Genomic DNA, 23,491 nt, shown 5'->3' with positions numbered 1-23,491 from the left:
TGCCTCATTCTCGCGAGGGCGGTCGCGTCGTTCCCGTGTGCCAGAGTGGCGCGGACTGGAGTCGTCAGCCAGGCCGTCCCGCTGCGAATAGCGCAGGGGCCTGCCCGCTCCGGAGGCAGGCGACTGGGAGGCACAGCCCGTCACCAGCATCACCAGACTCAACAGCACGGCATGCGTACGCAGGGCCCACCTCCAGCGCCACTTTCCTCATGCGTCCCGGGGGGGCATCTTCCAATGACAACGAGCCGGGGACCTTGCCGTCCCCAGCCCGTCGTCGCTTCAGGTGCCCCTCAGGGCCTCGGCGCTCAGCAGCTCGGGCTACAAATCCGCCAGCAGCGGAGGTCATTATCATCACAGCTCGAGCAGCACGGAGCGGCGACCGTCTCCTCGCTTCCCAACGTCGCGGAACCCACGGCAACAGCAGCTCCCAGCACGAATCCGATGAGCCCCATCTTCAAGGTCTTCTTCATCCGGCCTCCTGTGTTGTGCGGTTGTTTGACATGGGGCGGGCCGAAGCCCGTCCCATCCGATAGTGTATAGAGTTCGAGAGGCCCTTGAAAGGGTAGACCCAGACGAATGAGCAATCATTGCCAGGACGCGCCTGCTCACACACAAAAAAAGTGGAAGATTCCGTGGAGGATGGTCATCGGGGTGGGCGCGCTGGTGCTGCTGGCGGTGCTCCTTCGCGGCTTCGTCGTGCACCCGAGGCTCATCGTCTCGGGCTCGATGGAGCCGACGCTGGCAGTGGGTGACCGGCTGGTGGTGGATACCCTGTCCTACCGCGTCCATCCGCCCCAGGCCGGGGACGTCGTCGTCTTCGAGCCGCCTCCCGAGCTCGTGCGCTCCGGTGACCTGCGCCAGCACATCGCCATCAAGCGGGTGATTGCCCTGCCGGGTCAGGAGGTGCGGGTGCGCGACGGGCAGGTGTTCGTGGATGGACGGCTCCTCCAGGAGCCCTACGTCGCGGCGGCGCCCACCTACCAGTGGGGCCCCGCGCGCGTGCCCGAGGACAGGCTCTTCGTCCTGGGTGACAACCGGAACGCCAGCAGCGACTCACATGTCTGGGGTCCCCTGCCGCGACGCTCCGTCACTGGCAAGGCCTGGTTGCGCTTCTGGCCGCCGGAGCGCGCGGGAGCACTGTGACGGGAGCCGGCCTTGCCCCGGTCGGGGGGCGCCGGCGCCTCAGCCAGACGCGCCCCAATGGAGTCCCTTGTCTGCCTTTGCCAGAGGCCGCTTGAGAGGCTTCATCACCAGACTCAACGACAGGAGATGCCGTTTCCAACGCCGAAGGCGTCTACGAGGACGCCCGCGTGTCGTGGACCCGTGCCTTCCGCCTCGGCTACTTCTTGACGCCGAGCTGTGCGAGCGCCGCCTTCACCCAGTCCTTGATGGACAGGGTGTCGAACGGAATCGCATCGCGGCCCGGGTACTTCTTCTCGAAGTACGTCACCGCCGCCACGCCCATGGCGAACGCGGTGCCACCGCTGGCGGCGCCCTTGAGCAGCCAGCCCGCGATGGGAATCCATCCCACCGTCTCTCCGACGATGCTGCTGGCCGCCTTGCGCGCGACGATGCCCGCGCCCAGCGTGGGCACCAGGCCGAGCGCCTCACCGAGGCTGAGCTTCTCTCCGTAGATGCCCGCCACGTGGTAGATCATGTACGCCTCGATGGCGGACGTGAGCGCCGTGTGCGCACCCGGCACCGGGATGGGAATCGCGGCGGCACCCGCGGCGCGCAGGGCGCTCTCCTCGACCCAGCTTCGCGCGGCCTTCTCTGCGGACATGGATGTTCTCCCAATCAGTCGTTCGTTCCCACCTTAAGGACTCCGACCAGGGTTCGAAAGAGGGCGCACCACCGGGGTCTTGGAACGCAGTTGCGACACCTGCTCAAGCTTCTCGACGGAGCGGTCGGCCGGGTCTACGAGGAAGAGGGCTTCGCCTACCGTCCTCGCTACACGCCGTTGGTGCGGGCGCTGATGCAAGACGAGCCGATGACCATCGGTCAGCTCGCCGAGGCGTCCGACACCACCCAGCCCGCCACCACGCAGACGCTGGCGTTGATGGTGAAGGACGGGCTTGTGCTCTCGGAGCCAGGGCCAGTGGATGGGCGTCAGCGGTGGATTCGCCTCAGTCCGTCGGGACGGGCGCTGCTCCCGGGACTCCAGTCGCGTTGGAAGGCCACCGCGAGCGCCGCGGCCAGCCTGGATGCTGAGCTTCCCGTGCCGCTCTCCGAGGTGCTCGAGCGCGCCATCCAAGCCCTCGAAACGAAGTCCTTCGACGCGCGAATCGCCAGTGCGCGGGGACGGCAATCGAAGCGCCGTGGCGCGTAGGTATGATGTCCCCGTGCAGCGCGGAAGAGCCATCTCCAACCGAGAGAAGCAGACCCATGAAATCCATCTTCATCAACAGTGAGCGGCGTCTCCGCAATGGCTGGAAGGTGCTGGGCTCCGTCGCGTTGAGCGTGGCCCTGATACTGGGCCTCGTCCTCCTCCAGAAACAGCTGCCTGTCGAGCTGCGGCGAATCGTCTCGGGGCCGCTCTGCGCCTTCTTCGGCGTCCTCCTCTCGAGCTGGCTGTGCCTTCGACTCGAGCGTGAGCCCCTGTCCTCGCTCGGAATCCTCCCGGTGCGGCGCTCGGCCCGTGACTTCGGGCTCGGGATCTTGGGTGGCGCGGCATTGGTGGGGGCGGTGGCCGCGGTCGTCTTCTCGCTGGACGGGTTCCATCTGGAGCGAGCGGCGAGCAACGGAGCCGCCGCCATCTTCAAGGTCTCCTGGTTCATGCTCGGAGTGGCCCTGTTCGAGGAGACGCTGTTCCACGGCTATGCCTTCCAGCGCGCCATCCGAGGGATGGGGCCTATGTGGACGCAGCTCGTGTTCGCGGCCGTCTTCAGTCTGGCCCATGCCTTCAATCCCGGCATGGACGGAGGGGCGCGCACGGTGGCTTTGACCGCCACCTTCCTGGCCGGATGGATGCTGGGGCTCTGCTACCTGCGCACGGGAGGACTCGCGCTTCCCGTGGGTGTGCACGTGGGCTGGAACGGGTTGCTGGGCCTTCTGGGCTTCGGCGTGAGCGGTGAGGAGTTCAAGGGGATGTGGATGCCTGTCTTCCACGGCCAGCCCGAGTGGCTCACCGGAGGCCGTTACGGGCTGGAGGCCTCCGTCGTCACCCTCGTGGTGCTGTGCCTGTTCATCCTCGCCCTGTCGCGCTGGAAGGGAACGCGACAGAGCGAGGCGCCCACCCCCCTGACAGGCCCACAAGGCCAGGGTGCCTGAGGACGACGCCCTGGCTCACCGCGGACGGAACCGGTCCGTGGCCTCCACGAGCGCGGACGTGGTGCCTGGCTCGTTCGCCGAATGCCCCGCATCCGGAACGATGACCAGCTCCGCCTCTGGCCACGCTTGATGCAGCGCCCACGCGCTCTCCGGAGGGCACACCACGTCGTAGCGTCCCTGGACGATGACCGCGGGGAGATGACGGATGCGCGGCACGTCATCGAGGAGCTGCGTGTCCGAGCGCAGGAACCCACGGTTGAAGAAGTAGTGGCACTCGATGCGCGCGAAGGCGAGGGCGAAGTCGTCCGCGCTGTTGCGTGCCACCAGCTCCAGGTTCGGATGCAGATAGCTGGTTCGCGCCTCCCACACGCTCCAGGCCCGCGCGGCCTCCTGTCGCGTCGCCGCGTCCGCGCTCGTCAGGCGCCGGTGATACGCGCCGAGCAAGTCCCGTTGCTCCTCCAGGGGAATGGGCGCCAGGTAGTGCTCCCACGCGTCGGGGAACAGGGCGCTGGCGCCGCGCTGGTAGAACCAGTCCAGCTCCTGTTTGCGCAAGAGGAAGATGCCGCGCAACACCAGCTCCGTGACGCGCTCCGGATGGGCCTGCGCGTAGGCCAGTGACAGCGTGCTGCCCCAGGAGCCGCCAAAGAGCTGCCAGCGCTCGATGCCCAGGTGCTCGCGCAGACGCTCCATGTCGGCCACCAGGTCCCAGGTGGTGTTTTCCTCCAGGCTCGCGTGCGGAGTGCTCCGGCCGCAGCCGCGCTGGTCGAAGAGGACGATGCGATAGGCCGCCGGGTCGAAGAACCGCCGCTGCTTCGCGTCCGTGCCTCCCCCTGGGCCACCATGGACGAAGACCACGGGCTTGCCCTTCGGGTTGCCGCACTCCTCGAAGTACAGCTCGTGGAGCGAGGAGACCCGCAAGCGGCCCATGCGATAGGGCTCAAGAGGGGGGTACAGCATCCGCGACGGCGGGGACTGAACGGACATGCGCCTTCCAGGACAACGAGAGAGTTTCTCACGCTAGCAGACCGGTTCTTCATCGCCGGCCCGCCCGTGTGTCACCGTCCGGAGGTGTTCGCGTGTCCTCTTGCCTGGGGTGGGGACTGTCGGGCAGGGCACATGCCGCACGCCACGGCCGTGCCCTGGACACGATGTGACGACGATGTTGCCCGCGCGCGACGTGGAGGTTGCGGGAGCGGTGGATGCTGCTTCCCGTCTCCTCACACCCCGGAGCGTTCCATGAATCTCGCTTCCCTGATGACGCCCCCTCGGAAGAACGAAGACCACGCCGCGCCCCGTCGCCTCAAGTTGGTCCGCATCCAGGCCACCGTCCTGCTTCAAGGCGCGGTGAGCGCGGCGCAGGACAGCGTGAAGTCCTTCCGCCACATGCGCGACGTGCTCACGGGGGCCTACTCGCAAGCCCGTGCTTGAGCGAAGCGAGGACCGGTGGAGCGGGCCTCACTGGGCGCTCACAGGCCCTCGCTCGCCGGCGTGAGCCACCGCGCACCTCATGGTTCGCTAGGAGGCCGCATCGCGAGGGCCACGCCGAGGCCCACGCGACGCGGAGTTCACGCGGGGCACTGTGTCGCGGGCCGTGTCGGAGCCCGCGACCTCTCCGCGTGTCAGGAGGGCGCGCCAGGGTTCGGGCTGGTTCCCGGGTTCACGGGCGCGTCCTCCTTCGGAGGAGGCGGTGGCACGCCCTTGCCCGCGGGCGCCACCATCCGCACCTCGGAGGCATCGCTCATCGCCAGGCCGTCACCCTTGGGCTCCGTCTCCGTCACCGCGATGACGTCACCTCGGTGCAACTGGAGGAACCGCTCGTTCTTCTCCGTGCGGTGACGCTCCTGCATCGCCAGTCCCACGCGGCCTTCCGGCCCGCAGCCGATGTAGCGGTGCCGTCCCTTGCCCTCCAGCGGCTCGGAGACGATGCGGAACAGCCGACCCGGCGGAAGCTCCGGCCACTCCTCTCCCTTGGGCGCCAGCAGCAGGTAGCTCATCTTCAGCGCTTCCTTGTGCAGGCTCGCCGCGCGCGCCAGTTCCTCCACGACGCGAGGCATCGGCCAGGGCCGCTCCGCGTGGCACCAGTCCGTCTCCTTCACCAACGCCGGACACGCACCCCGGTACATGCACGGCGCACGCACCGCATAGCCGCGCGCCACCATCGCATCGCGCACGTGCAGCAGGCCGCGGCTCGTCTCCCGCAGCGCGGGTTCCATCACCAGCAGGCTGCCGCCGCGCTTCACCTTCGCCAGCGCCGCCTCGAGCAGCGCCGCCCGAGGCGTCGTCGCGCTGTCCCCCGTGCCGTACAGCTCGTTGATGACGTGGCCCATCGTAATCAGGTCGTACTGCCCCTCCGGCAGCACGGCGGCCTTCTTCGTCGGGTCCCACTCCCGGGTGGCCAGCGCCTCGCCGGCCTCCGTCGCCAGCGCGCGCGCGAGGTTCAGCGCGGCCTTGCTGCGGTCCGCCGCCGTCACTTCCTTCCCGCCCGCGTCCATCGCCGCGAAGGCCACCGGACCCGGGCCGCTGCCCAAATCCAGCACCTGTCGGGGACGGTTCGGCAGCTCCCCCAGCACCTGCCGGGCCTGCGCATACGAGACCGGCCAGTAGAAGAGGAGGTAGGCGCCCAAAAGCTTCGGGTCGTCCATGTAGCGCGCCCCCGCGAGCTGCCGCTCCCGCGTCAGGCCCAGCGAGAGCTGGCGCACGCCGGCGCCCACTTCCTTCACTTCCTGGGGCGTCAGCCGCCCCTCCGGCCCGTCACCCTTGCCGCGTGACGCGCGCCACACGGCGATGAGCCGCGGCATCCACCGCTCCAGGTCCTTGCTGTATCCGTTGCTCATCCCGCCAAGCCTTCGACCGAGGGGCCGCTCCCGGAAGCCGCCCATGTCAACCCGTTGTCACCCCGCCACTTGTTCAACTCCACGGTCGCCACCCGGGGGCGTCCGCGTTAAACCCTTGTCGCACATGATCTCCGTCCACGGGCTGCGCAAGCACTACAAAGTCCACAAGCGCCCGCCAGGCCTCAAGGCGGCCCTCCGCTCGCTCTTCCATCGCACCTACACCTCCGTGAAGGCGGTGGACGGCATCTCCTTCGACATCCGTCCGGGAGAGCGCGTGGGCTTCCTGGGCCCCAATGGCGCCGGCAAGACGACGACCCTCAAGGTCCTCTCCGGCCTCCTGCACCCCTCCGAGGGCGAGGTCCGCGTGGACGGGCACGTGCCGCGCCTGCGCGAGGAGGCGTTCCTCAAGAAAATCATGCTCGTCATGGGGCAGAAGCAGCAGCTCCTGTGGGACTTGCCTCCGGCGGAGACCTTCGAGCTCAACCGCGCCATCTACGACGTGCCGACGTTGCAATACAAGCAGACGTTGGACGAGTTGGTGGGGCTCCTGGAGATTGGCGACCTCATCGGCAAGCCGACGCGCCAGCTTTCCCTGGGCGAGCGGATGAAGTGCGAGCTGGCGGCGGCCCTCATCCACCGGCCCCGCGTGCTGTTCCTGGACGAGCCCACCATCGGCCTGGACGTGTCCATGCAGGCCACCATGCGCACGTTCATCAAGGACTACAACGAGAAGTACGGCGCCACGCTCATCCTCACCAGCCACTACATGGACGACGTGGCGGCGCTCTGCCCTCGCGTCATCGTCATCGACAAGGGCCTCTTGTCCTACGACGGAAGCCTGGAGGCGCTGGTGCAGCGCGTGCGCCCGGAGAAGCGCGTGGTGCTGCGGCTGTCCGAGCAGGTTGACGCCTCGCGCCTGGAGCCCCTGGGCAAGCTGGTGACGCACGAGGCGGGCACCGCGGTGCTCCAGGTGAAGCAGGACGCGGTCAACGCCACCATCTCCCGCGCCCTGTCCGGACTGCCGGTGACAGACCTCACCGTGGAGAACGCGCCGCTGGAAGAGGTCATGAGCGAGCTCTTCGCGGAGAACAAGGCCCGCAGGCTGCAGGCCGCCGAGTCGGTGACGGCATGAATGCCCGAGGTCTGCTGCGGGCCCTTCCCACCATGCTGCGCGTGAGCTTCGCGGAGTCGGTGGCCTACCGGGCGGAGATGTTCGTCTGGGTGCTGTCCACCACCATGCCGCTGGTCAACATGGTGCTGTGGATGGCGGTGGCCAAGAGCGCCCCGGTGGGCAACTTCGGCCAGGCGGACTTCGTGGGCTACTTCCTGGCCACCTTCGCGGTGCGCCAGCTCACCAGCGCGTGGGCCGCGTGGCTCATCAACTGGGAGGTGAAGCAGGGCACGCTGGCGATGCGCCTCTTGCGTCCCATCTCTCCCTTGTGGGGCTACGCGTCCGACAACGTGGCGGGCTTCCCCATGCGCGTCGTGGTGGCCCTGCCCGTGGTGCTCCTGAGCATCGCCCTGGTGGGCGCGGACAAGGCGGTGCCGCAGCATGCGTGGCAGTGGGCGCTGTTCATCCTCGCGGTGCTGGGCGGCTGGGCCATCACCTTCCTGGCCAATGTGGCCATCGGCGCGCTGAGCCTCTTCCTCGACAGCAGCCAGAAGATGATGGAGGTGTGGATGGTCCTCTTCTTCGTCTGCTCCGGTTACATGTACCCGGTGGAGTTCCTGCCCGAGGGCCTGCGCACCGTCATCGACTGGCTGCCCTTCCGCTACCAGATGGGGCTGCCAGTGGAGTTGATGACGAACGCGCATGACCTGCCCACCGCGCTGGGCCTCCTGGCGAGGCAGTGGGCGTGGGTGCTGGGCATGGGCGCGCTCGCGGTGGGGCTCTGGAAGCAGGGCGTGAAGCGCTTCGCGGCGTTCGGAGGGTAGGGGCATGGTGCGGCGATATCTGCGACTGCTGACAGTGCAGCTCAAGGCCTCCGGCCTCCAGGCGCTCCAGTACCGGGCGGACTTCTTCACCGACGGCTTCACGTCGCTGTGCTGGGTCTTCACCGCGCTGGCGCCGCTGTTCGTCGTCTACGGCAGCCGGCCGGAAGTCGAGGGCTGGAGCTTCGGCGAGGCGCTGCTCGTGGTGGGCTGGTTCACCCTGCTGCAAGGCATCCTCGAGGGCGCCATCAACCCGAGCCTCACCGGCGTGGTGGAGCACATCCGCAAGGGCACGCTGGACTTCGTGCTGCTCAAGCCCGCGGACGCGCAGTTCCTCGTGTCGACGCAGCGCTTCCTGCCGTGGCGCGCGTTCAACGTGCTCACCGGCCTGGGGCTCTTCCTCTACGCCTTCATGCTGCTGGGACGCGGGCCGTCTCCCTTGGGGCTCCTGACGTCCGTGCTGCTCCTGGGCACCAGCACGCTGCTCTTGTATTCGCTGTGGATATTGACGGTGAGCGCCGCGTTCTTCGTCGTCCGGGTGGACAACCTCACCTACCTCTTCACGTCCATCTTTGACTTCGCGCGTTGGCCGTCATCCGTGTTCAAGGGCGTGGCGAAGGGGGCGTTGACCCTGGTCTTCACCTACGTGATTCCCCTCGCCTTGATGACCACCTTCCCGGCGGAGGCCATGCTGGGCCGGCTGCCAGCGCAGTCCCTGGTGGGGGCGGTGGTGGGCTCGGCGGTCTTCGCGTGGGTGGCGCGGCGCGTCTGGATTCGCTCCATCGGCCACTACACCTCCGCCAGCAGCTAATCCCTTTCATCTCGACCGAGTCTTTCGAGCCGGCGAGCGCTCGCTGACTCGGTGGTGGGGTGTATCAACCCCACCTGTCTCATCTGGTGTCGACACATCTTTTCAAGGGCGGAATTGGCCTCCTTCCTCGGGACTGGGGTAAGGGCCGCCGCGTGCGGCTCGTCGGGCGCACACCCCAAGGAAAGGACCCCCACCCATGAATCGATGTATCGGGCTCGGCCGACTGGCCGCGCTTGTGTCGGCGCTTGTCCTAGCGGGATGCTCACACGAGGAATTTGCAGAAACGTCGGAAGCACAGGCGACTGCGGGCTTGGAGGCGAGCCAGGGTTGGACGCCCACGCCGAGCATGTTGCTCCAGCGGATGGACCACACGGCGACGTTGCTGCGCACCGGGCAGGTGCTGGTGGTGGGTGGGCAGTCCTCGTCGAGCGCGGAGCTGTACGACCCGAAGGGCGTGCGTTGGCTGCCAGGGGGCTCGCTGGGCGCCGCGCGGCGTCGACACAGCGCGACACTCCTGAACAACGGCAAGGTGCTCGTCGCTGGCGGTGACTCCGGCGCGTCGTCCACGGGCACCGCGGAGCTGTATGACCCCACCGCGGGGACCTGGGTCGCGACGGGGAATCTGGACTCGCTGCGCTCCGGCCACACGGCGACGTTGCTGTCGAGCGGGAAGGTGTTGGTGGTGGGCGGAGAGAACGGCGCGAGCGCGGGCCTGGCCAGTGCCCAGCTCTATGACCCGGCCACGGGGACGTGGTCCGCCACGGGTGCGCTGCGCAGGGCGCGCGTGGGACACACGGCGACGCTCCTGGGCAATGGACGGGTGATGGTCACCGGGGGGCGAGTCGGACCGCGAGGCTCGTTCGTGAATGACGTGGAGCTGTACGAGCCGAGCACCGGGCTCTGGACCCTCGCTGCGGGGATGCTCGGAGTGCGCTCGGGGCACAGCGCGACGCGGCTGCTGTCCGGCAAGGTGCTGGTGGCGGGAGGCTTCATCGATGAACTCACGGCCTCGCGGACCTCGGAGCTGTTCGACCCGGGGACGGGCACCTGGACTTCGGTGGCGCAGGGACTGCCAGGAGAGCGGGCGCAGCACACGGCCACGCTGCTGCACTCGGGCGAGGTGCTCGTCAGTGGTGGCACGGATGGCAACAGCCCGTATCTGCAGAGCGCGGCCATCTTCGACCCGGCGCTGGTGCGCTGGAGCGTGACGTCTTCGATGAGCACGAGTCGGCTGGGGCACACGGCCACACTGTTGCCCCAGGGCGACGTGTTCGTCGCGGGAGGAAGCGCGGAGGGAACGCAGGGGGCCTCGTCGGCCGAGCGCTTCTCGGTGCCCACGCCGCCCTGGCGCCCGACGGCCGTCATGTCGTCGGCGCGGTATCACCACTCGGTGACGTTGCTCGACTCCGGCAAGGTGCTGGTGGCGGGAGGCACGAGCACCGGCGGCAGCGGGCTGTCGGGCGCGGAGCTGTACGACGAGCACCTGGTGACGTGGACGCAGACGGGGAGCCTGGTCGCGCCGCGCTTCCTGCATGGGGCGGCCGAGCTTCCCTCGGGCAACGTGCTGGTCGCTGGCGGGCAGGCCAGTTCCTCGTCCTATCTGTCGTCCGCGGAGGTGTATGACCTGGCCACGGGGCAGTGGAGCAGCACCGGCGCGCTGGCGGGGGCCCGTTCGCGGCACACCACCACGTTGCTGGAGTCGGGGCAGGTGTTGGTGACGGGAGGGCGGATGTCCTCCAGCTTCAGCAGCATCCTCGCCACGGCGGAGTTGTATGACCCGCCTTCCGGCACCTGGCGCACGACGGGCGCGATGAACGTGCGTCGCGTCAACCACACCGCGACGATGCTGTTGTCCGGGCAGGTGCTGGTGGTGGGCGGCACGACGCCCACGGGCGACACGGCCACCGCCGAGCTCTACAACATGCACACGGGCCAGTGGACGCAGACGGGCTCCATGTCGGGCACGCGTTATGGACACATCGCGGTGGCGCTCCCCGGAGGCAAGGTGCTGGTGGCGGGCGGCTGGGGCCTGGGCGGCGCGCTGGCCACGGCGGAGATCTATGACCCGGCGCAGGGCGGCTGGACGACGGTGGCGCCCATGACGAGCAGCCGCTACGGCGCGCTGGCGTCGGTGTTGTCCTCGGGCCGCGTGCTGGTGCTGGGCGGGGATGCCGGGGCGGGAACGGGCCTGTTGTCCACGACGGAGGTGTTCGACCCGGCGCTCGGTCAGTGGACGTCCGCGGGCACCATGTCCAACGCGCTGTCGAGCGGCACGGTGACTCGGCTGGCCATCTCCGGGCGACTGCTCGTCGCGGGAGGATTGGGGACCAGCGGAGCGCTGTCCTCGGCGGAGCTGTACACGCCAGCGCTCTGACGATGGGGCTCCTGTCGCCCGCGTCCCGGTGTGGACGCGGGCGGCAGGGGCATCAGCTCACGGCGGAGCGGACTGGCAGCTCGTGGAAGGCGATTCCTGGGAGTTCCATGAGGCGCACTGCCTCCATGAGGCGCTGAGTGCCGATGAGCATCGTCGCGAAGTTTCCGACCCGGAACAGGTCCACGTCTGAGGGCATGGAGTCCGCATCAAGGACGGGCGCATCGGGTCGCGAGAGCGCGAAGCGGCCACACGTCGGGCAGGGTGGAGGCACATCCGGTGGGACACAGTCGGGATGGAGTCGACCGCGTGGCTCGATTTGAAGGTCGAGCAGCTCGGGCGCGGTCTTCTGGCGAAACCGCAGCTCTGTCCGGCACCCTGTCAATCCACGGAGGCCCTGCGCCTGGAGTTGCTCCAGTGCGTCGCGGCGAACGAGCAGAATCGAAGTCCCTTGCCAGGTGAACGGTCCGAAAGCTCCCGAGGCTCGGCCGACCCTGGGGCCAAACTCGGTGCCAGGTGGCAGCTCGGAGTTCGCTGGGGCCAGGGGGCGCACCAGAGCCCGCAGACGTGCGAACTCGGTGAAGGGCTCGGGGCGGGGCTGCTCGAAGAGAGCGTGCTCGGGCAGCGAGGATAGGTCCACGCAAGGATAGTGGTGACCCCACGAGCTCCAGGTCACGCCGCACACCGAGCACTTCGCACCGGGCAGGGCCCACTTGAGAGCCCCGTCGAACGAGCCGCTGAAGGCGCTCGTCGCGGCCTCGTCCTCCCGCAGCCAGAAGTACCGAGTCATGTGTTCGAAGCCCTCATGCTCCCGGGCGAGAATAGTAGGGTTGAACGGGGCCACCGATGAGCTGGAATCGGTGGATGAGTTCGCCCGCGTGTTTGTAGATGTCCTCGGGACTCGCGCTCTGATTCAGGTCTCGATACTGGCGCCAGGCCTTGTTCCACGGGCCTCCGCGACCGTCATTCCCATGAATGCGGCGATGGAGGTCGCGGGGGATGGGCATCGTGTAGTCGTGGATCTTCACGCCCTGGCGCTCGAACCATCTCGCGAGGTCCTCTGCCTGGGGAAAAATGTGGTGCTTCTCCCAACGCCCTGGCGTGAGCTGGTGCGAAGGAGGAATGACTCGCTCGGGCGCTCCATTCCAGTGCGGGAAGACCATGATGGCCCCGCGAGGGAGGCCCTGGCGACCGCCCCAGTTCCTCCGGGGACCACTTCCCGGTGCGGCAGCGGCGGCAGGGGGACGTGCCGGAGGAAAACGCACCCGCTCAACCTCGCTGGGCAGGTCCTCGCAACGATAGAGGCCGCACATGTCATCCGAACACAGGACCGTGACGCAGCGGTCCTCCTCGGGGCGAGCGCACTCCACCTCGGCTTCATCCCAAGCGGGATGAATCGGGTGCTGTGCAGCGGAAGCGCAGCCCAGCACGTGGACGACCCATAAAAGCCAGAGCCCTCGCAGAATTCGCATGCGCCGCGAAGCCTAGCACTCAGAATTGCCGGAGTTTTACGTGCAGTTGCGCCTGGGCTTCCTCGTGATGAGAGGCCGATGCTACGCGTCGCTACTTCAGGCGAGCAACAACCTGACGCTCCACGTCCTCCCAGGGGACTGTCTCCACGCGGCCTTCGCGGATGTCCGTGGCGCGACGCTCCAGCTCTTGTGCCCACTCTGAACCGGAAGCTTCCTGTGCGGGCTCGTCGTCGAGACTGAGCAGGAGCTTGTGCGCGACCTCGGCGCGCTCCTCGGGAGGAAGGCTCAAGACCCGTGTGAGCAAATCGTCCTTGGTGGCCATGAGGTGAATCCTACTCGTCGGCGCCGTTGTTGGCAGCAGGGACTGTTTCCGACTCGACCTCCTGTTTTCACGCCCCGGGCTGATGCGCCTCCGCCTCCTCGGACTCCACGCCGTAATAGGCCAGGCACTCCACCTCGCGACCTCTCACCACGCGCCGACCGTCCAGCGGTCCACCGTGCGCGGTGACGATGGTGCACTGTCCCTCGTCGCCTTCCTGGTCGAAGTACAGCACCACCCAGTCGTGCGTCGCTTTCTGCTGATGTGCCATCGCTGTGTTGGAGAACAGCGCCCGCACGTTCCACCCGTCCAGCTTGCGCCGCATCACCGGCAACCACGCCTCACCCGATGGATTGAACCGCCGAGGCGCGATGGTCCGCAGCTCTCCCGTGTCCGCCTTCCGGCGGTACTCCTCATCCACCTGGAGCAACACCCCCACGTCGGGCCGAGGCCCTTCATCCTGGCTCTCGCGCTTGCGCGCCGCTCCTCGCCGGTTTCGCCCCAGCCGCGCCTCGAGCAGGTCCCGCACCTGCTGCCCGCGTCGCGGTCCAAAGCCCTCCACCGCTTCGAGCCTGCCGTCGTGCGCCGCCTGCTCCAACTCCTCCAGCGAGCGCACACCCAGCTCTTCATGAATCCGCCGCGCCAGCTCCGGACCGATGCCCGGCACACTGGCGAGCAACTGCTCGGGCGAGGACTCGTCCTCCAGTCGCTGCAACAACCCGAGCTGCCCCGTGCGCACCAGCTCCGCCACCGCCGCCGCGATGCTCTTGCCCACCCCGGGCAGCTCCCGCAGCCCTGCCTCGCCCTTCGACGCCAGCAGCTCCGCCACGGACTCAGGCCACTGGCCAATCGACCCCGCCGCCTTGCGGTAGGCCGTCACCCGGAAGGGCATCGCGTCCTGCCCCTCCAGCAGGTCCGCCACCCGCTCCAGCGCATCCGCGATGCCGATGTTGTCCTTCCATTCGACGCCCATGGCTCCCTCGAACTTGGAGCGTCGGGCGCGAGGCGACCACCCCCGTCAATGCACTCCAAGCGGGCAGTGGAGCCCTCGTTCCTCAGGGTGCCTTGTCGAGCGCGTCCGCGACGATGGCGTCCGCCTCGATTTCCACCAGAATCTCCGGGGAGATGAGCTTGCTTACCTCCACCATCGACGTCACCGGACGGATGCTGGCGAAGAACTCCCCATGCGCCCGGCCCACCTGCTCCCAGCGGGAGATGTCCGTGACGTACATCCGAGTGCGCACCACGTCCTTCAGGCCCGCGCCCACGGCCAGGAGCGCGGATTCGATGTTCCGGAGCGCCTGGACGGCCTGCAGGTAGGCATCCCCGGCCCCGACAATCTGCCCCGACGCGTCGGTGGCCGTGGTGCCCGAGATGGAGACGAAGGGCCCCACCCGCACCGCGCGCGAGTAGCCCACGACGGGCTCCCAGGGGGTACCCGTGGAGTGATGGGTCCGCTGCATGGCTGCCTCCGAAGGCGAAAAAGTGTGAGCAGACCCTCCCACGGGCCTCGGGCGAACCGCCAGGGGCTCCTTGTTGGCTGCAAGGAAACACGGCCCGTGGTAGTTGGCCCCGGGTCATGACGAACGAGCTCGACAGGGAGGTCGCCCGGCGGCGCACCTTCGCGATCATCTCCCACCCCGACGCGGGCAAGACGACGCTGACGGAGAAGCTGCTGCTTTACGGCGGCGCCATCCATCTGGCCGGCAGCGTCAAGGCCAAGCGCGCGCGGCGCCACGCCACCAGCGACTGGATGGAGCTGGAGAAGGAGCGCGGCATCTCCGTCACCTCGTCCGTCCTCCAGTTCGTGTACCGGGACCACGCCGTCAACCTGCTGGACACCCCGGGCCACCAGGACTTCTCCGAGGACACCTACCGCACCCTGGCCGCGGCCGACGCGGCGGTGATGCTCATCGACGCCGCCAAGGGCGTCGAGCCCCAGACGAAGAAGCTCTTCAAGGTGTGCCGCCTGCGCGGCATCCCCATCTTCACCTTCGTCAACAAGCTGGACCGCTACGGCCGCGAGCCGCTCGAACTCATGAACGAGCTGGAGCAGGTGCTCGGCATCCGCTCCTATCCGATGAACTGGCCCATTGGCATGGGGCCGGAGTTCCGTGGCGTCTACGACCGGCAGGCCCGCGTCGTCCACGTCTTCTCCGCCGAGGGCACCCACGGCGAGTCGGAGGTCGGCGAGCGCTCGGTCTCCATCGACTCGGAGGACATCAAGTCGGTGCTCACCGAGTCGGAGCTGGCCAAGCTCCACGAGGACATCGAGCTGCTCGACATCGGAGGTGACGAGTTCACCCGCGAGAAGAGCGACTCGGGCCAGCTGACGCCCATGTTCTTCGGCAGCGCGATGACGAACTTCGGCGTGCGCCCGTTCCTCGATGCCTTCCTGGACCTGGCCCCCGCGCCCACCTCGCGTCTGACGACGCTGGGCCCGCGCGAGCCCAACAACCCCAAGTTCGCCGGCTTCGTGTTCAAGATTCAGGCGAACATGGACCCCGCCCACAGAGACCGCATCGCCTTCATGCGCGTGGTGAGCGGCCGGTACGTGAAGGGCATGAACGCGTTCCACTCGCGCCTGGGCAAGGAAGTGCGTCTGGCCAAGCCGAGCCAGTTCATGGCCGCCGAACGCACCGCGATTGAAGACGCCTGGCCCGGAGACGTCATCGGCTTGTTCGACCCGGGGCAGTACCGCATCGGCGACACGCTGGCGGAGGGCACCGACGTGGAGTTCGAGGGCGTGCCGCGCTTCAGCCCCGAGTACTTCGCGGTGGTGCGCTCCAAGGACCCCTTGCGCCGCAAGCAGATGGAGAAGGGCCTGGAGCAGCTCTCGGAAGAGGGCACCGTGCAAATCTTCCAGCAGCTCAGCATGGGCATGAAGGACCCGATTGTCGGCGTGGTGGGCGCCCTCCAGTTCGAGGTCCTCCAGTACCGGCTCGAGCACGAGTACGGGGCGAAGATTGCCCTGGACCGGCTGCCCTTCAGCCACGCGCGCTGGGTGGTGGGGCCGAACTTCGACCCCAAGTCCTTCGACTGGGAAGGCAACCGTCAGACGGTGCAGGACCGCGACGGTCTGCCGCTGGTCCTCTTCCGCGACGACTGGGCGCTCCAGCACGCCGAGGACAAGCACCCGGACCTGAAGTTCCTCAACGAGGCGCCCATGCTGCGCAAGCTGACGGCGGTCGCCTCGGGGAGCTGAGCGCTACTTGTAGACGTTCACGGTGCCGCCCCGGAAGGCGGAGTCGCGCAGGACGAGGCCTTCCTTGTACAGGCGGGCCGTCTTGGGGCCGACGAAGAAGTCCTTCGGCTGGCCCCGGCGGAACGTCTTCTTCACGTGCTCCTCGATGTCCATGAACAGGCGCCGGAAGCGGTCCGGCGCCGCGTTCTTCCGGCCCGTCTGCGCGGTGATGTCCAGCTCCGCCCAGAGCTTGCCGCTGAGCAGTTCGCCCTCCTCGTTGGTGCGGCAGCGCTCCAGGAAGATGACGGGGGAGCGCACCTCGTCCACGCGCCAGTAGCCCTTGTCCGGGCCGCGCTTCATCTTGTCGACGATGGCGGGGCCCAGGTCGCTGGCCACCAGGTACATCTCGTCCTCGGGCAGTCGCGCCATGTTGTCCTGATGGGCGCGGAACGTCGTCCAGTCCGCTGGAACGCGCCGGGGGTACACCTCCAGCACGAAGCGCTCCAGGAAGCGGAAGAAGGCGAGCTCGTCGTCGGGAATCATGAAGAACTGAAGGACATTGGCCATTGCCCGGCCCTCATACCCTTGTGTTCCTCCCCGCGAAAGCCCGGGGTGCGGCGGGTTATAGAGAGTTCATGGATACCTGGCTGCTTTCCCGGATGCAGGAGCTGAAGGACCTCCAGGGGCTCATTGGCCTCGCCACGTGGGACCAGGAGACGTACCTGCCCGCCAAGGCGGGCCCCGCGCGAGCCCACCAGCTGTCCACCCTGCAGGGCATCCACCACGAGCGCCTCGTGGACCCTCGGCTGGGGGATGCGCTCGCCAGGGCGGCCACGGAGGCGGGCCTGTCCGACGACGAGCGCGCCATGGTGACGGTCCTCCAGCGCGAGCGGGAGCGCGAGGTGCGCGTGCCCGCCGCCCTGGTGCGCGCCCTGGCCGAGGCCCAAAGTCACGGCCTCCATGCCTGGCGCGAGGCCCGCAAGGAGCGCCGCTTCGCCCGCTTCCAGCCCGCCCTCCAACGCCTGCTGGAGCTGCGTCGCGAGCAGGCGGATGCGTACGGCCATGATGGCGAGCGCTATGACGGCCTGCTGGAGGGCTACGAGCCCGGCATGCGTGTCTCCCGGCTCACCCCCGTGCTGACCACGTTGCGCGAGCAGCTCATCCCCATGGTGGGCAAGCTCTCGGGCGCGAAGCGACAGGTGCCGGCCCTCTTCGACGGGCGTCGCTACGACAAGGACGCGCAGTGGCGCTTCACGCTGCGGTTGCTCGGGGACCTGGGGTTCGACCTGGAGGCGGGCCGACAGGACGTGAGCATCCATCCGTTCACCGGAGGCACGCACGCGCTCGACGTGAGGCTCACCACGCACGTGGACGAGTCGAACCCGTTGTCCGCCATCTTCAGCACCATCCACGAGGCGGGGCACGGCCTGTTCGAACAGGGCTTCTCGCCCGAGCATTACCGCACGCCACTGGCGGCCTCGCCGTCCATGGGGCTGCACGAGTCACAGTCGCGGCTCTGGGAGAACCTCGTGGGCCGGGGTCGCCCCTTCTGGGAACACTACTTCCCGCTGCTGCGCGCGAGCTTCCCCGACGCGCTGGCCCAGGTGGACCTGGATGCGTTCCACACCGTCGTCAACGACGTGCGCCCGTCGCTCATCCGCACCGAGTCCGACGAGGTGACGTACAACCTCCACATCGCCGTGCGCTACGAGCTGGAGCTGCTGCTCATCCGCGACGAGCTTCCGCTGGAGGAGCTGCCCGCCGCGTGGAACGCGCGCATGGAGCGCTACCTCGGCGTCACTCCGCCCGATGACACGCAGGGCGTGCTCCAGGACATCCACTGGGCCTGGGGCGAGCTGGGCTACTTCCCCACGTACTCGTTGGGCAATCTCTACTCGGCCTCGCTGTACCGCGCCGCCGGGCGGGAGCTGCCGGAGCTCGAGGGGCAGCTGCGCCGGGGACAGATGCTGCCGCTGCGCGACTGGCTGCGTGAGCGCATCCACCGCCAGGGCTTCCGCCTGCCCGCCGAGGAGCGGGTGCGCGAGGTGACGGGACAGGGCCTCACCGACGCGGACTTCCTGGGGTACCTGCGCGCGAAGTACGGCGCGCTCTACGGCATCTCGCTCTGAGCGCCGTCACACGACGCGCGGACTCAGAACGAGAACAGGAGCGGATGGCACGAACGGGCCAGCCGCAGCGCGTCCTTCGCGAGCGTGTATGAGCCGGGGTCATCCGCGTCCAACCAGGCCGTGCGCGCGACGAGGCTGCTCAGCTCGAAGCACAGGCTGGTGGTGCGCCGCGCCAGCCGGCTCTCCTTGCGCAGCGCGCGCACGTTGAGCTCGCACAGCTCCGCGCACTGCCGCAGCACGCGCACCGAGGCGCTGCTCAGCGTCTGTCCCTGCGCCACCATCCGCGCCATGCCTGCTTCACAGGCCGCCTGGCACTGGAGGCTCGCATCAATGCAGCGCGACACGTCCGCGCGAGCACCGCCCAGTCTCGCTCCAGTCATCGCTCGCACCTCCGAACCGCTAACCAGGGTATGCACGCCGAGCAGGGGGGCAACTGGAAGTGAGGCATGAGATGCCCGATGTTAAACGGTCACCATGCCCAAGCTCACGCTCGTCCCTGACGAAATCGAAGAGTACGCCCGCGCGCACACCGCGGCACCCGCGCCACTCTTCGAGGAACTCAAGGACATCACCCACGCACGCACGTCCTCTCCGGGTATGCAGGTCGGACCCGTCGAAGGCGCCTTCCTGAGAATGCTCGTCTCGCTCACGAGTGCGAGGCGCGTCCTGGAAATCGGGACCTTCACGGGATACTCGGCGTTGATGATGGCGGAGGGGCTTTCCGACGACGGAGAGCTCATCACCTGTGACATCAACCCGGAGACGGCTGAGATTGCCCGCTCCTTCTTCGCGCGCAGTCCGCATGGCCGGAAAATCCAGCTCCGACTCGGGCCTGCCCTGGAAACCCTGAAGACATTGCGGGGTCCGTTCGACCTGGTCTTCATCGACGCGGACAAGGGGGGCTACAGCGCGTACTGGGACGCGGTGGTGCCGCTGGTGCGTCCCGGAGGGCTGCTCGTCGCGGACAACGTGTTGTGGTCCGGGCGCGTGCTGAGTCCCGAGTCCGCGCAGGACCACGCGGTGGTGGACTTCAACGCGAAGGTCGTCGCAGATGCGCGCGTGGAGCCCGTGCTGCTGACGGTGCGCGACGGGATGATGCTCGCGCGCAAGCGGTGACTCAGTAGCGCGCGAGGAAGCGCGTCAGCCCGGGCCGCAGGGCCTCGCGCTGGGCGATGCACTGGTCCACGCGCTCCAGCGACTGCGCCAGCGCACGCTCGCCACCCTCGAAGTCCCGCGCGCGCGGACCGAAGAAGCGCGCCACCTCTTCACGGTGCTCGGCGTCGCAGAAGAAGCCGCCACCCGAGAGCAGCCACGTGGAGAGGTCCCTGGGCAGTCGCTCGCGCAGGGTGTCGAAGTGCTCGCGCAGGAAGCCGAACGCCACCTCGCGCGTGTGCGCCTCCGAGAGCTGTCCGAAGAGGATGGCCAGCGCCTCGCGCGTGTCCACCTTCGCGTCCAACAACAGCTCCAGGCTGGCGCGCGCCAGCGCCGCATCGCGAAAGCTGCCCAGGGCACCGAAGAGCAATCCGCGCTCCTGCTCCGTGGCGGCGGTGCGCGCGGCGTCTCGCAGGCGTTGGTGCAGGGCGGCGTCTCCCGCCACCGCGGCGGACTGGAGCACCGTGGCGGCGTCCTCCGGTGGCAGCGCGGTCCGGTCCTCGAGCCAGCGCAGCGTGAGGCGGCGAGCCTCCGCGCGCAACTTCGGGTCTTCGCCCTCGGTGGCCGCCATCCACATCAGGGTGGGGCGCATCAGTCGCAGGTCCTCGCTCTCGCCGGGACGGGAGACGAAGCCCACCGAACGCGCGCGGCTTCCGAAGAGTCCGCGCACGAAGCGCGCCCGGTGCGGACGGAGTGCATCCGGAACCAGGTCCGTGTGCACGCTGCCCACCACGCCCGCCGCGCTGTTCACCAGGTCCGAGCCCCCTTCGCCCAGCCGAGCCACCAGCGTGAGCGCCTGGCTGACGTCCAGCTCGCCACTGGAGAGCAGCGCCTGCGCGTCCGCCATCAACACCAGTCGCTCGGGGATGGTGAGCTGCCGTCCGCCCTGGCGCGTGAGGCGCTCCAGCCCGTCTCCGCGCAGCAGTGCATGGTAGTAGCCGCGCGCGTCCGCGTTCGGGTGGACCCAGTCGGGACACCCCTTCGCCTCGGTCAGCTCCAGTGTGCCCGTGGGCTCGGTGAGCACCGTGCAGACGCGGCCTTCCTTCGCGCCGACGGCGTAGCGCACGCACAGCGGCACCTGCCAGGGCCGTGAGCCCGCCGCGTCCCGGGCCCCGAGCGGCAGGTAGCGCCGCTGCTCCAGCGCGAGGCGCGGAGCTCCCTCCTTGGGACACTGGAGCGTCATCGCCACGAGCGGCACGCCGGGCTGGTCCAGGAACGACGAGAACACGGGCGCGACGTCCCGCCCGGCCGCGAGTGACAGCGCCTGGAAGAAGTCCTCGGTGGTGGCGGTGCCGCGCGCGTGGGCCTGCAGGTAGTGGCGAACGCCGCGCTGGAATGTGTCGGCTCCCACCCAGGACTCGAACATGGCGAGCACGGCGGCGCCCTTGCCGTAGGTGATTCCGTCGAAGGCGCTGTGGATATCACCGGGCGCTTCGATGGGCTGGCGGATGCTGCGCGCGGTGACGAGCCAGTCCTCGCGCATGGCGTGGCCTCGGGCCTCCACGCGGCGGATGTCTCCACGCCACTCCGGACGCCAGCGCTTCACCACCTTGAAGGCGAGCCAGTCCGCGAAGGACTCGTTGAGCCACAGGTCGTCCCACCACGCGGGGGTGACGAGGTTGCCGAACCACTGGTGCGCGAGCTCATGTGCCTGCGTCTCCGCGAAGCCGCGCTGGCGCCACACGGTGTCCTTGCCCGGCTCCGCGAGCACCAGCGGCGCGCCGAAGGTGACGAGGCCCGGATGTTCCATCGCGCCCCCCAGAAGCCCCGGCACCGCGAGCACGTCCAGCTTCGGGTAGGGGTAGGGCGTGCCGAACCACGTCTCCAGCTCCGCGAGCAGGGGCGGGGTGACGGACGCGGCCCAGGTCGTCTCGGCCGCGCGGCCCTTGGGCACCACGATGCGCACCGGCACGCCGTTCTGTCCGGCCCGCCCCGCGTCCACCGCCTCGAAGGGGCCCACCGCGAAGGCCACCAGGTACGTGGGCAACGGCGGCGTTGTCTGGAAGCGCACCGTCTTCCAGCCGTCCGTCCCCGCCTCCTCGGCGCGCACGGGCGTGTTGGCGAAGGCGGAGTCCTCCGTGCGCACGCGCAACGTCAGGACCCAGGGAATCTTGAACGCGGGTTCATCGAAGCAGGGAAACGCGCGCCGCGCGTACAGCGGCTGGAACTGCGTCATTGCGTACCAGTGGCCGTTGTCCTGCTCGCGGAAGACGCCGCTGTCTTCCTTGTCGTACGCGCGGCCCGTGTACTCGACGTGCAGCGTGACGGGGCCGGGCTGGAGCGGCTCGCGCGGGATGAAGGCGAGCAGGTCCTCCCCGACGGGCAGCGCCTCCGCGGACACCCGCGTGTCCCCTACGCGGAAGTGGCTCTGGCTCACGGTCAGCTCCGAGGCGTGGAGCCACAGCGCGCGCGTGGGCTCGGACAGCGACAGCTCCACGTCCACGGTGCCTCGGAAGGTCTCCTGGCGAGGGTCCAGCTCCAGCGTCACCGTCTGCCGCGTGGGCCGCGCGTGCCAGTCCAGCCGCAGGCCCGGCGGCGTGAGGACGCGGGCGTCTTCCACGGGTGGAGGCACGACGCGCGGGCGAGGCATGGGTGGGGGCGTCAGCGCCGCGGCTTCACGGGCGCCGCCCGCGCAGCCCGCGAGGAGGAGCGCCAGCAACAGGGCGATGACCGCGCCAGGGTGTCCGAACCGCATCGGGAAGCTCCGTCCGCCAGACCAAGGGCGACTCGTGACGGAGGTCATTCCATCACCGCCTCCGCCGCGACGGTAGCGCTTAGACGCGGTGTCAGATGTGACGCGGTGGCGCGGTGGGGCCCTCAGCCGACGACGGGGAAGGCGGCCAGCAGCTCGATGAGGGCGGGGCCGTACAACTGCAGCCGCTTGTCACCGAAGTAGGGCACCTGGCCGAGCTCCTCCAGGTTCCGGGGCGGCTGCGCGAGCAGCGCGTCCATCAGCGGGTTGGTGAGCACCACGCTGGGCGTCACCTTGCGCTCGGTGGCCTTCTCCACGCGGAACGCCTTGAGCGCGTCCTCTCGCTTGCGGCGGTTGGTGTCCTTGGGGCCCTTGTTCTCGCGCTCCTGGGGCAGCTCCCCGTTGCGCGACTTCTCCAACTGCGCGCGGACGATGGCGAGCACCTCGTCGCCATGGGCGCGCACGAAGGCGCCTCGCACGCCCGCCGCGCGCGCCAGGTCCTTGGGCGTGGAGGGCAGCCGCGTGGCGATGTCCGCCAGCGCCATGTTGGAGAGCATGCGCCCCATGGGGACGTTCTCCTGCTCCGCCCACTCCAGCCGCTTGCGGTGCAGCGCATGGGCAATCGCGTTCGCCAGCGTCAGCTGCGTGGGGGACAGCCCGGAGCGCGGCAGCTTGGGCTTGAAGTCCGCGCCCACGTCGGGCCGGGCCACGGCCTCGTCACAGAGCCGGTCGCAGTCCAGCACCACTTCTTCCAGGATGCCCGCCTCGCGGCATGACTCGCGCACCTGCCGGCCCAGCTCGCACAGGTAGCGCACGTCGTTGGCGATGTAGGTGTGCATGCCCGGGGGCAGGGGGCGCAGCGAGAAGTCGGACTGCTGATGCTCCTTCGGCAGCTCCACGCCCAGCTTCTCCCGGGCCACGTCCGCCAGTCCCACCTTGGGCCAGCCCAGCAGGGTGGCGGCGCGGTGCGTGTCGAACAGGCCCCGCACCCGCACCCCGCCCTCGGCCAGGAACTGCAGGTCGCCCTGGGCGGCATGGAAGTACTTGGTGCGTTCCGGGTCGGCCAGCAGCGGGGCGAGCAGCCGGGCCTCCACGCCGGGCTGGAGCGTGTCGAAGAGGAAGACATCGTCGTCGGTGGCGACCTGGAGGAAGCACAGCCGGGCGCGGAAGGCGTGCATGGAGTCGGCCTCCAGGTCCACGGCCAGCTCGCGGGCCGCCTCCAGCTTCTGGAGGGCGCTCTGGGCCCCGGCGGAATCCACCACGTCCACGTCACCCTGCGGGTAGGTAGGCATCGAGCTGAGCAGGCTAGCGGACCGGACCGCCTG

At 68.9% G+C, this 23,491-nt stretch carries 23 protein-coding genes; 11 read left to right on the top strand and 12 right to left on the bottom strand.

The window, feature by feature from the left end:
- Window positions 1–639 precede the first annotated feature (639 nt).
- On the top strand, window positions 640–1,143 hold the full coding sequence (lepB, locus tag HUA74_RS32095; protein WP_174475831.1) for a signal peptidase I: 504 nt from the start codon (window positions 640–642) through the stop codon (window positions 1,141–1,143).
- 196 nt (window positions 1,144–1,339) lie between these two features.
- Here lepB and HUA74_RS32090 read toward each other — a convergent pair whose 3' ends face one another.
- Window positions 1,340–1,783, bottom strand: coding sequence for a DUF697 domain-containing protein (locus HUA74_RS32090; RefSeq protein WP_141645958.1), 444 nt, complete (start codon window positions 1,781–1,783; stop codon window positions 1,340–1,342).
- Between the two features lie 90 nt (window positions 1,784–1,873).
- Here HUA74_RS32090 and HUA74_RS32085 point away from each other — a divergent pair, with 90 nt between their 5' ends.
- Window positions 1,874–2,329, top strand: a complete 456-nt coding sequence (locus HUA74_RS32085) for a MarR family winged helix-turn-helix transcriptional regulator (RefSeq protein WP_174457586.1) — start codon at window positions 1,874–1,876, stop codon at window positions 2,327–2,329.
- A gap of 56 nt (window positions 2,330–2,385) precedes the next feature.
- On the top strand, window positions 2,386–3,270 hold the full coding sequence (locus HUA74_RS32080) for a CPBP family intramembrane glutamic endopeptidase (protein ID WP_174457585.1): 885 nt from the start codon (window positions 2,386–2,388) through the stop codon (window positions 3,268–3,270).
- Between the two features lie 15 nt (window positions 3,271–3,285).
- On the opposite strand, the gene pip is transcribed toward HUA74_RS32080, so the two are convergent.
- Window positions 3,286–4,254 carry a prolyl aminopeptidase gene (gene pip, locus HUA74_RS32075; RefSeq protein WP_174457584.1) on the bottom strand — a complete coding sequence of 323 codons (969 nt, stop codon included), beginning with the start codon at window positions 4,252–4,254 and terminating at the stop codon, window positions 3,286–3,288.
- A 252-nt stretch (window positions 4,255–4,506) separates the two neighbouring features.
- On the opposite strand from pip, the gene HUA74_RS32070 reads away from it, so the two are divergent.
- Complete coding sequence (locus HUA74_RS32070; protein ID WP_174457583.1) at window positions 4,507–4,698, top strand: hypothetical protein; 192 nt, start codon at window positions 4,507–4,509, stop codon at window positions 4,696–4,698.
- A 191-nt stretch (window positions 4,699–4,889) separates the two neighbouring features.
- Here HUA74_RS32070 and HUA74_RS32065 read toward each other — a convergent pair whose 3' ends face one another.
- On the bottom strand, window positions 4,890–6,104 hold the full coding sequence (locus tag HUA74_RS32065; RefSeq protein ID WP_141645953.1) for a small ribosomal subunit Rsm22 family protein: 1,215 nt from the start codon (window positions 6,102–6,104) through the stop codon (window positions 4,890–4,892).
- A gap of 124 nt (window positions 6,105–6,228) precedes the next feature.
- On the opposite strand from HUA74_RS32065, the gene HUA74_RS32060 reads away from it, so the two are divergent.
- The 4 genes from HUA74_RS32060 to HUA74_RS32045 all read left to right on the top strand — a co-directional run bounded on the left by HUA74_RS32060 (window position 6,229) and on the right by HUA74_RS32045 (window position 11,221).
- A complete protein-coding gene (locus HUA74_RS32060) occupies window positions 6,229–7,236 on the top strand; it encodes an ATP-binding cassette domain-containing protein (protein WP_141645952.1) in 1,008 nt (335 codons plus the stop codon).
- The gene (locus HUA74_RS32055; RefSeq protein WP_141645951.1) at window positions 7,233–8,039 is read left to right on the top strand and encodes an ABC-2 family transporter protein; all 807 of its coding nucleotides are present in this window, start codon (window positions 7,233–7,235) and stop codon (window positions 8,037–8,039) included. Before HUA74_RS32060 ends, HUA74_RS32055 begins: the two co-directional genes overlap by 4 nt.
- Window positions 8,040–8,043: 4 nt before the next feature.
- Window positions 8,044–8,847 (top strand): ABC transporter permease, encoded by an 804-nt coding sequence (locus HUA74_RS32050; protein WP_141645950.1) that lies wholly within the window; start codon window positions 8,044–8,046, stop codon window positions 8,845–8,847.
- Window positions 8,848–9,157: 310 nt separating this feature from the next.
- The gene (locus HUA74_RS32045) at window positions 9,158–11,221 is read left to right on the top strand and encodes a kelch repeat-containing protein (RefSeq protein WP_254625333.1); all 2,064 of its coding nucleotides are present in this window, start codon (window positions 9,158–9,160) and stop codon (window positions 11,219–11,221) included.
- A 52-nt stretch (window positions 11,222–11,273) separates the two neighbouring features.
- Here HUA74_RS32045 and HUA74_RS32040 read toward each other — a convergent pair whose 3' ends face one another.
- The 5 genes from HUA74_RS32040 to HUA74_RS32020 all read right to left on the bottom strand — a co-directional run bounded on the left by HUA74_RS32040 (window position 11,274) and on the right by HUA74_RS32020 (window position 14,472).
- Entirely contained in the window at window positions 11,274–12,008 is a 735-nt protein-coding gene (locus tag HUA74_RS32040; RefSeq protein WP_174457581.1) for a double-CXXCG motif protein, read from the bottom strand.
- A gap of 13 nt (window positions 12,009–12,021) precedes the next feature.
- Window positions 12,022–12,690 carry a TIGR02269 family lipoprotein gene (locus HUA74_RS32035; RefSeq protein ID WP_174457580.1) on the bottom strand — a complete coding sequence of 223 codons (669 nt, stop codon included), beginning with the start codon at window positions 12,688–12,690 and terminating at the stop codon, window positions 12,022–12,024.
- Between the two features lie 91 nt (window positions 12,691–12,781).
- Window positions 12,782–13,012: an addiction module protein gene (locus HUA74_RS32030; RefSeq protein WP_174457579.1), complete on the bottom strand. Its 231-nt coding sequence runs from the start codon at window positions 13,010–13,012 to the stop codon at window positions 12,782–12,784.
- A 67-nt stretch (window positions 13,013–13,079) separates the two neighbouring features.
- Window positions 13,080–13,982, bottom strand: a complete 903-nt coding sequence (locus tag HUA74_RS32025) for a helix-hairpin-helix domain-containing protein (RefSeq protein WP_174457578.1) — start codon at window positions 13,980–13,982, stop codon at window positions 13,080–13,082.
- A gap of 82 nt (window positions 13,983–14,064) precedes the next feature.
- Window positions 14,065–14,472, bottom strand: coding sequence for a RidA family protein (locus HUA74_RS32020; RefSeq protein ID WP_174457577.1), 408 nt, complete (start codon window positions 14,470–14,472; stop codon window positions 14,065–14,067).
- Between the two features lie 116 nt (window positions 14,473–14,588).
- Between HUA74_RS32020 and HUA74_RS32015 the strand changes: the two genes are divergently transcribed.
- Window positions 14,589–16,214, top strand: a complete 1,626-nt coding sequence (locus tag HUA74_RS32015; protein ID WP_141645946.1) for a peptide chain release factor 3 — start codon at window positions 14,589–14,591, stop codon at window positions 16,212–16,214.
- Window positions 16,215–16,217: 3 nt separating this feature from the next.
- Here the strand turns inward: HUA74_RS32015 and HUA74_RS32010 are convergent, their stop codons facing one another.
- Window positions 16,218–16,760 carry a hypothetical protein gene (locus HUA74_RS32010; protein WP_141645945.1) on the bottom strand — a complete coding sequence of 181 codons (543 nt, stop codon included), beginning with the start codon at window positions 16,758–16,760 and terminating at the stop codon, window positions 16,218–16,220.
- A gap of 68 nt (window positions 16,761–16,828) precedes the next feature.
- Between HUA74_RS32010 and HUA74_RS32005 the strand changes: the two genes are divergently transcribed.
- Window positions 16,829–18,322 carry a carboxypeptidase M32 gene (locus tag HUA74_RS32005; RefSeq protein ID WP_174457576.1) on the top strand — a complete coding sequence of 498 codons (1,494 nt, stop codon included), beginning with the start codon at window positions 16,829–16,831 and terminating at the stop codon, window positions 18,320–18,322.
- Window positions 18,323–18,345: 23 nt separating this feature from the next.
- Here HUA74_RS32005 and HUA74_RS32000 read toward each other — a convergent pair whose 3' ends face one another.
- On the bottom strand, window positions 18,346–18,702 hold the full coding sequence (locus tag HUA74_RS32000) for a hypothetical protein (protein WP_141645943.1): 357 nt from the start codon (window positions 18,700–18,702) through the stop codon (window positions 18,346–18,348).
- Window positions 18,703–18,796: 94 nt separating this feature from the next.
- Between HUA74_RS32000 and HUA74_RS31995 the strand changes: the two genes are divergently transcribed.
- Window positions 18,797–19,438, top strand: a complete 642-nt coding sequence (locus HUA74_RS31995; RefSeq protein ID WP_174457575.1) for a class I SAM-dependent methyltransferase — start codon at window positions 18,797–18,799, stop codon at window positions 19,436–19,438.
- A 1-nt stretch (window position 19,439) separates the two neighbouring features.
- Here the strand turns inward: HUA74_RS31995 and HUA74_RS31990 are convergent, their stop codons facing one another.
- Both HUA74_RS31990 and HUA74_RS31985 read right to left on the bottom strand, forming a co-directional pair.
- Window positions 19,440–22,169 (bottom strand): M1 family metallopeptidase, encoded by a 2,730-nt coding sequence (locus HUA74_RS31990; protein ID WP_174457574.1) that lies wholly within the window; start codon window positions 22,167–22,169, stop codon window positions 19,440–19,442.
- 122 nt (window positions 22,170–22,291) lie between these two features.
- Window positions 22,292–23,458 (bottom strand): ribonuclease D, encoded by a 1,167-nt coding sequence (locus tag HUA74_RS31985; protein ID WP_141645940.1) that lies wholly within the window; start codon window positions 23,456–23,458, stop codon window positions 22,292–22,294.
- Window positions 23,459–23,491 lie beyond the last annotated feature (33 nt).

The organism is Myxococcus sp. CA051A (genome assembly GCF_013336705.1).
Taxonomy (GTDB): domain Bacteria; phylum Myxococcota; class Myxococcia; order Myxococcales; family Myxococcaceae; genus Myxococcus; species Myxococcus llanfairpwllgwyngyllgogerychwyrndrobwllllantysiliogogogochensis.
The sequence above is the reverse complement of the archived record's forward strand: the minus strand, read 5'-3'. Positions and strand labels throughout refer to the sequence as shown.

Coding starts and splice junctions, on each gene's coding strand:
- lepB (WP_174475831.1), top strand. CDS start 640: ATGGTCATCGGGGTGGGCGCGCTGGTGCTGCTGGCGGTGCTCCTTCGC.
- HUA74_RS32090 (WP_141645958.1), bottom strand. CDS start 1,783: ATGTCCGCAGAGAAGGCCGCGCGAAGCTGGGTCGAGGAGAGCGCCCTG.
- HUA74_RS32080 (WP_174457585.1), top strand. CDS start 2,386: ATGAAATCCATCTTCATCAACAGTGAGCGGCGTCTCCGCAATGGCTGG.
- pip (WP_174457584.1), bottom strand. CDS start 4,254: ATGTCCGTTCAGTCCCCGCCGTCGCGGATGCTGTACCCCCCTCTTGAG.
- HUA74_RS32070 (WP_174457583.1), top strand. CDS start 4,507: ATGAATCTCGCTTCCCTGATGACGCCCCCTCGGAAGAACGAAGACCAC.
- HUA74_RS32065 (WP_141645953.1), bottom strand. CDS start 6,104: ATGAGCAACGGATACAGCAAGGACCTGGAGCGGTGGATGCCGCGGCTC.
- HUA74_RS32060 (WP_141645952.1), top strand. CDS start 6,229: ATGATCTCCGTCCACGGGCTGCGCAAGCACTACAAAGTCCACAAGCGC.
- HUA74_RS32055 (WP_141645951.1), top strand. CDS start 7,233: ATGAATGCCCGAGGTCTGCTGCGGGCCCTTCCCACCATGCTGCGCGTG.
- HUA74_RS32050 (WP_141645950.1), top strand. CDS start 8,044: ATGGTGCGGCGATATCTGCGACTGCTGACAGTGCAGCTCAAGGCCTCC.
- HUA74_RS32040 (WP_174457581.1), bottom strand. CDS start 12,008: ATGACTCGGTACTTCTGGCTGCGGGAGGACGAGGCCGCGACGAGCGCC.
- HUA74_RS32035 (WP_174457580.1), bottom strand. CDS start 12,690: ATGCGAATTCTGCGAGGGCTCTGGCTTTTATGGGTCGTCCACGTGCTG.
- HUA74_RS32030 (WP_174457579.1), bottom strand. CDS start 13,012: ATGGCCACCAAGGACGATTTGCTCACACGGGTCTTGAGCCTTCCTCCC.
- HUA74_RS32025 (WP_174457578.1), bottom strand. CDS start 13,982: ATGGGCGTCGAATGGAAGGACAACATCGGCATCGCGGATGCGCTGGAG.
- HUA74_RS32020 (WP_174457577.1), bottom strand. CDS start 14,472: ATGCAGCGGACCCATCACTCCACGGGTACCCCCTGGGAGCCCGTCGTG.
- HUA74_RS32015 (WP_141645946.1), top strand. CDS start 14,589: ATGACGAACGAGCTCGACAGGGAGGTCGCCCGGCGGCGCACCTTCGCG.
- HUA74_RS32010 (WP_141645945.1), bottom strand. CDS start 16,760: ATGGCCAATGTCCTTCAGTTCTTCATGATTCCCGACGACGAGCTCGCC.
- HUA74_RS32005 (WP_174457576.1), top strand. CDS start 16,829: ATGGATACCTGGCTGCTTTCCCGGATGCAGGAGCTGAAGGACCTCCAG.
- HUA74_RS32000 (WP_141645943.1), bottom strand. CDS start 18,702: ATGACTGGAGCGAGACTGGGCGGTGCTCGCGCGGACGTGTCGCGCTGC.
- HUA74_RS31995 (WP_174457575.1), top strand. CDS start 18,797: ATGCCCAAGCTCACGCTCGTCCCTGACGAAATCGAAGAGTACGCCCGC.
- HUA74_RS31990 (WP_174457574.1), bottom strand. CDS start 22,169: ATGCGGTTCGGACACCCTGGCGCGGTCATCGCCCTGTTGCTGGCGCTC.
- HUA74_RS31985 (WP_141645940.1), bottom strand. CDS start 23,458: ATGCCTACCTACCCGCAGGGTGACGTGGACGTGGTGGATTCCGCCGGG.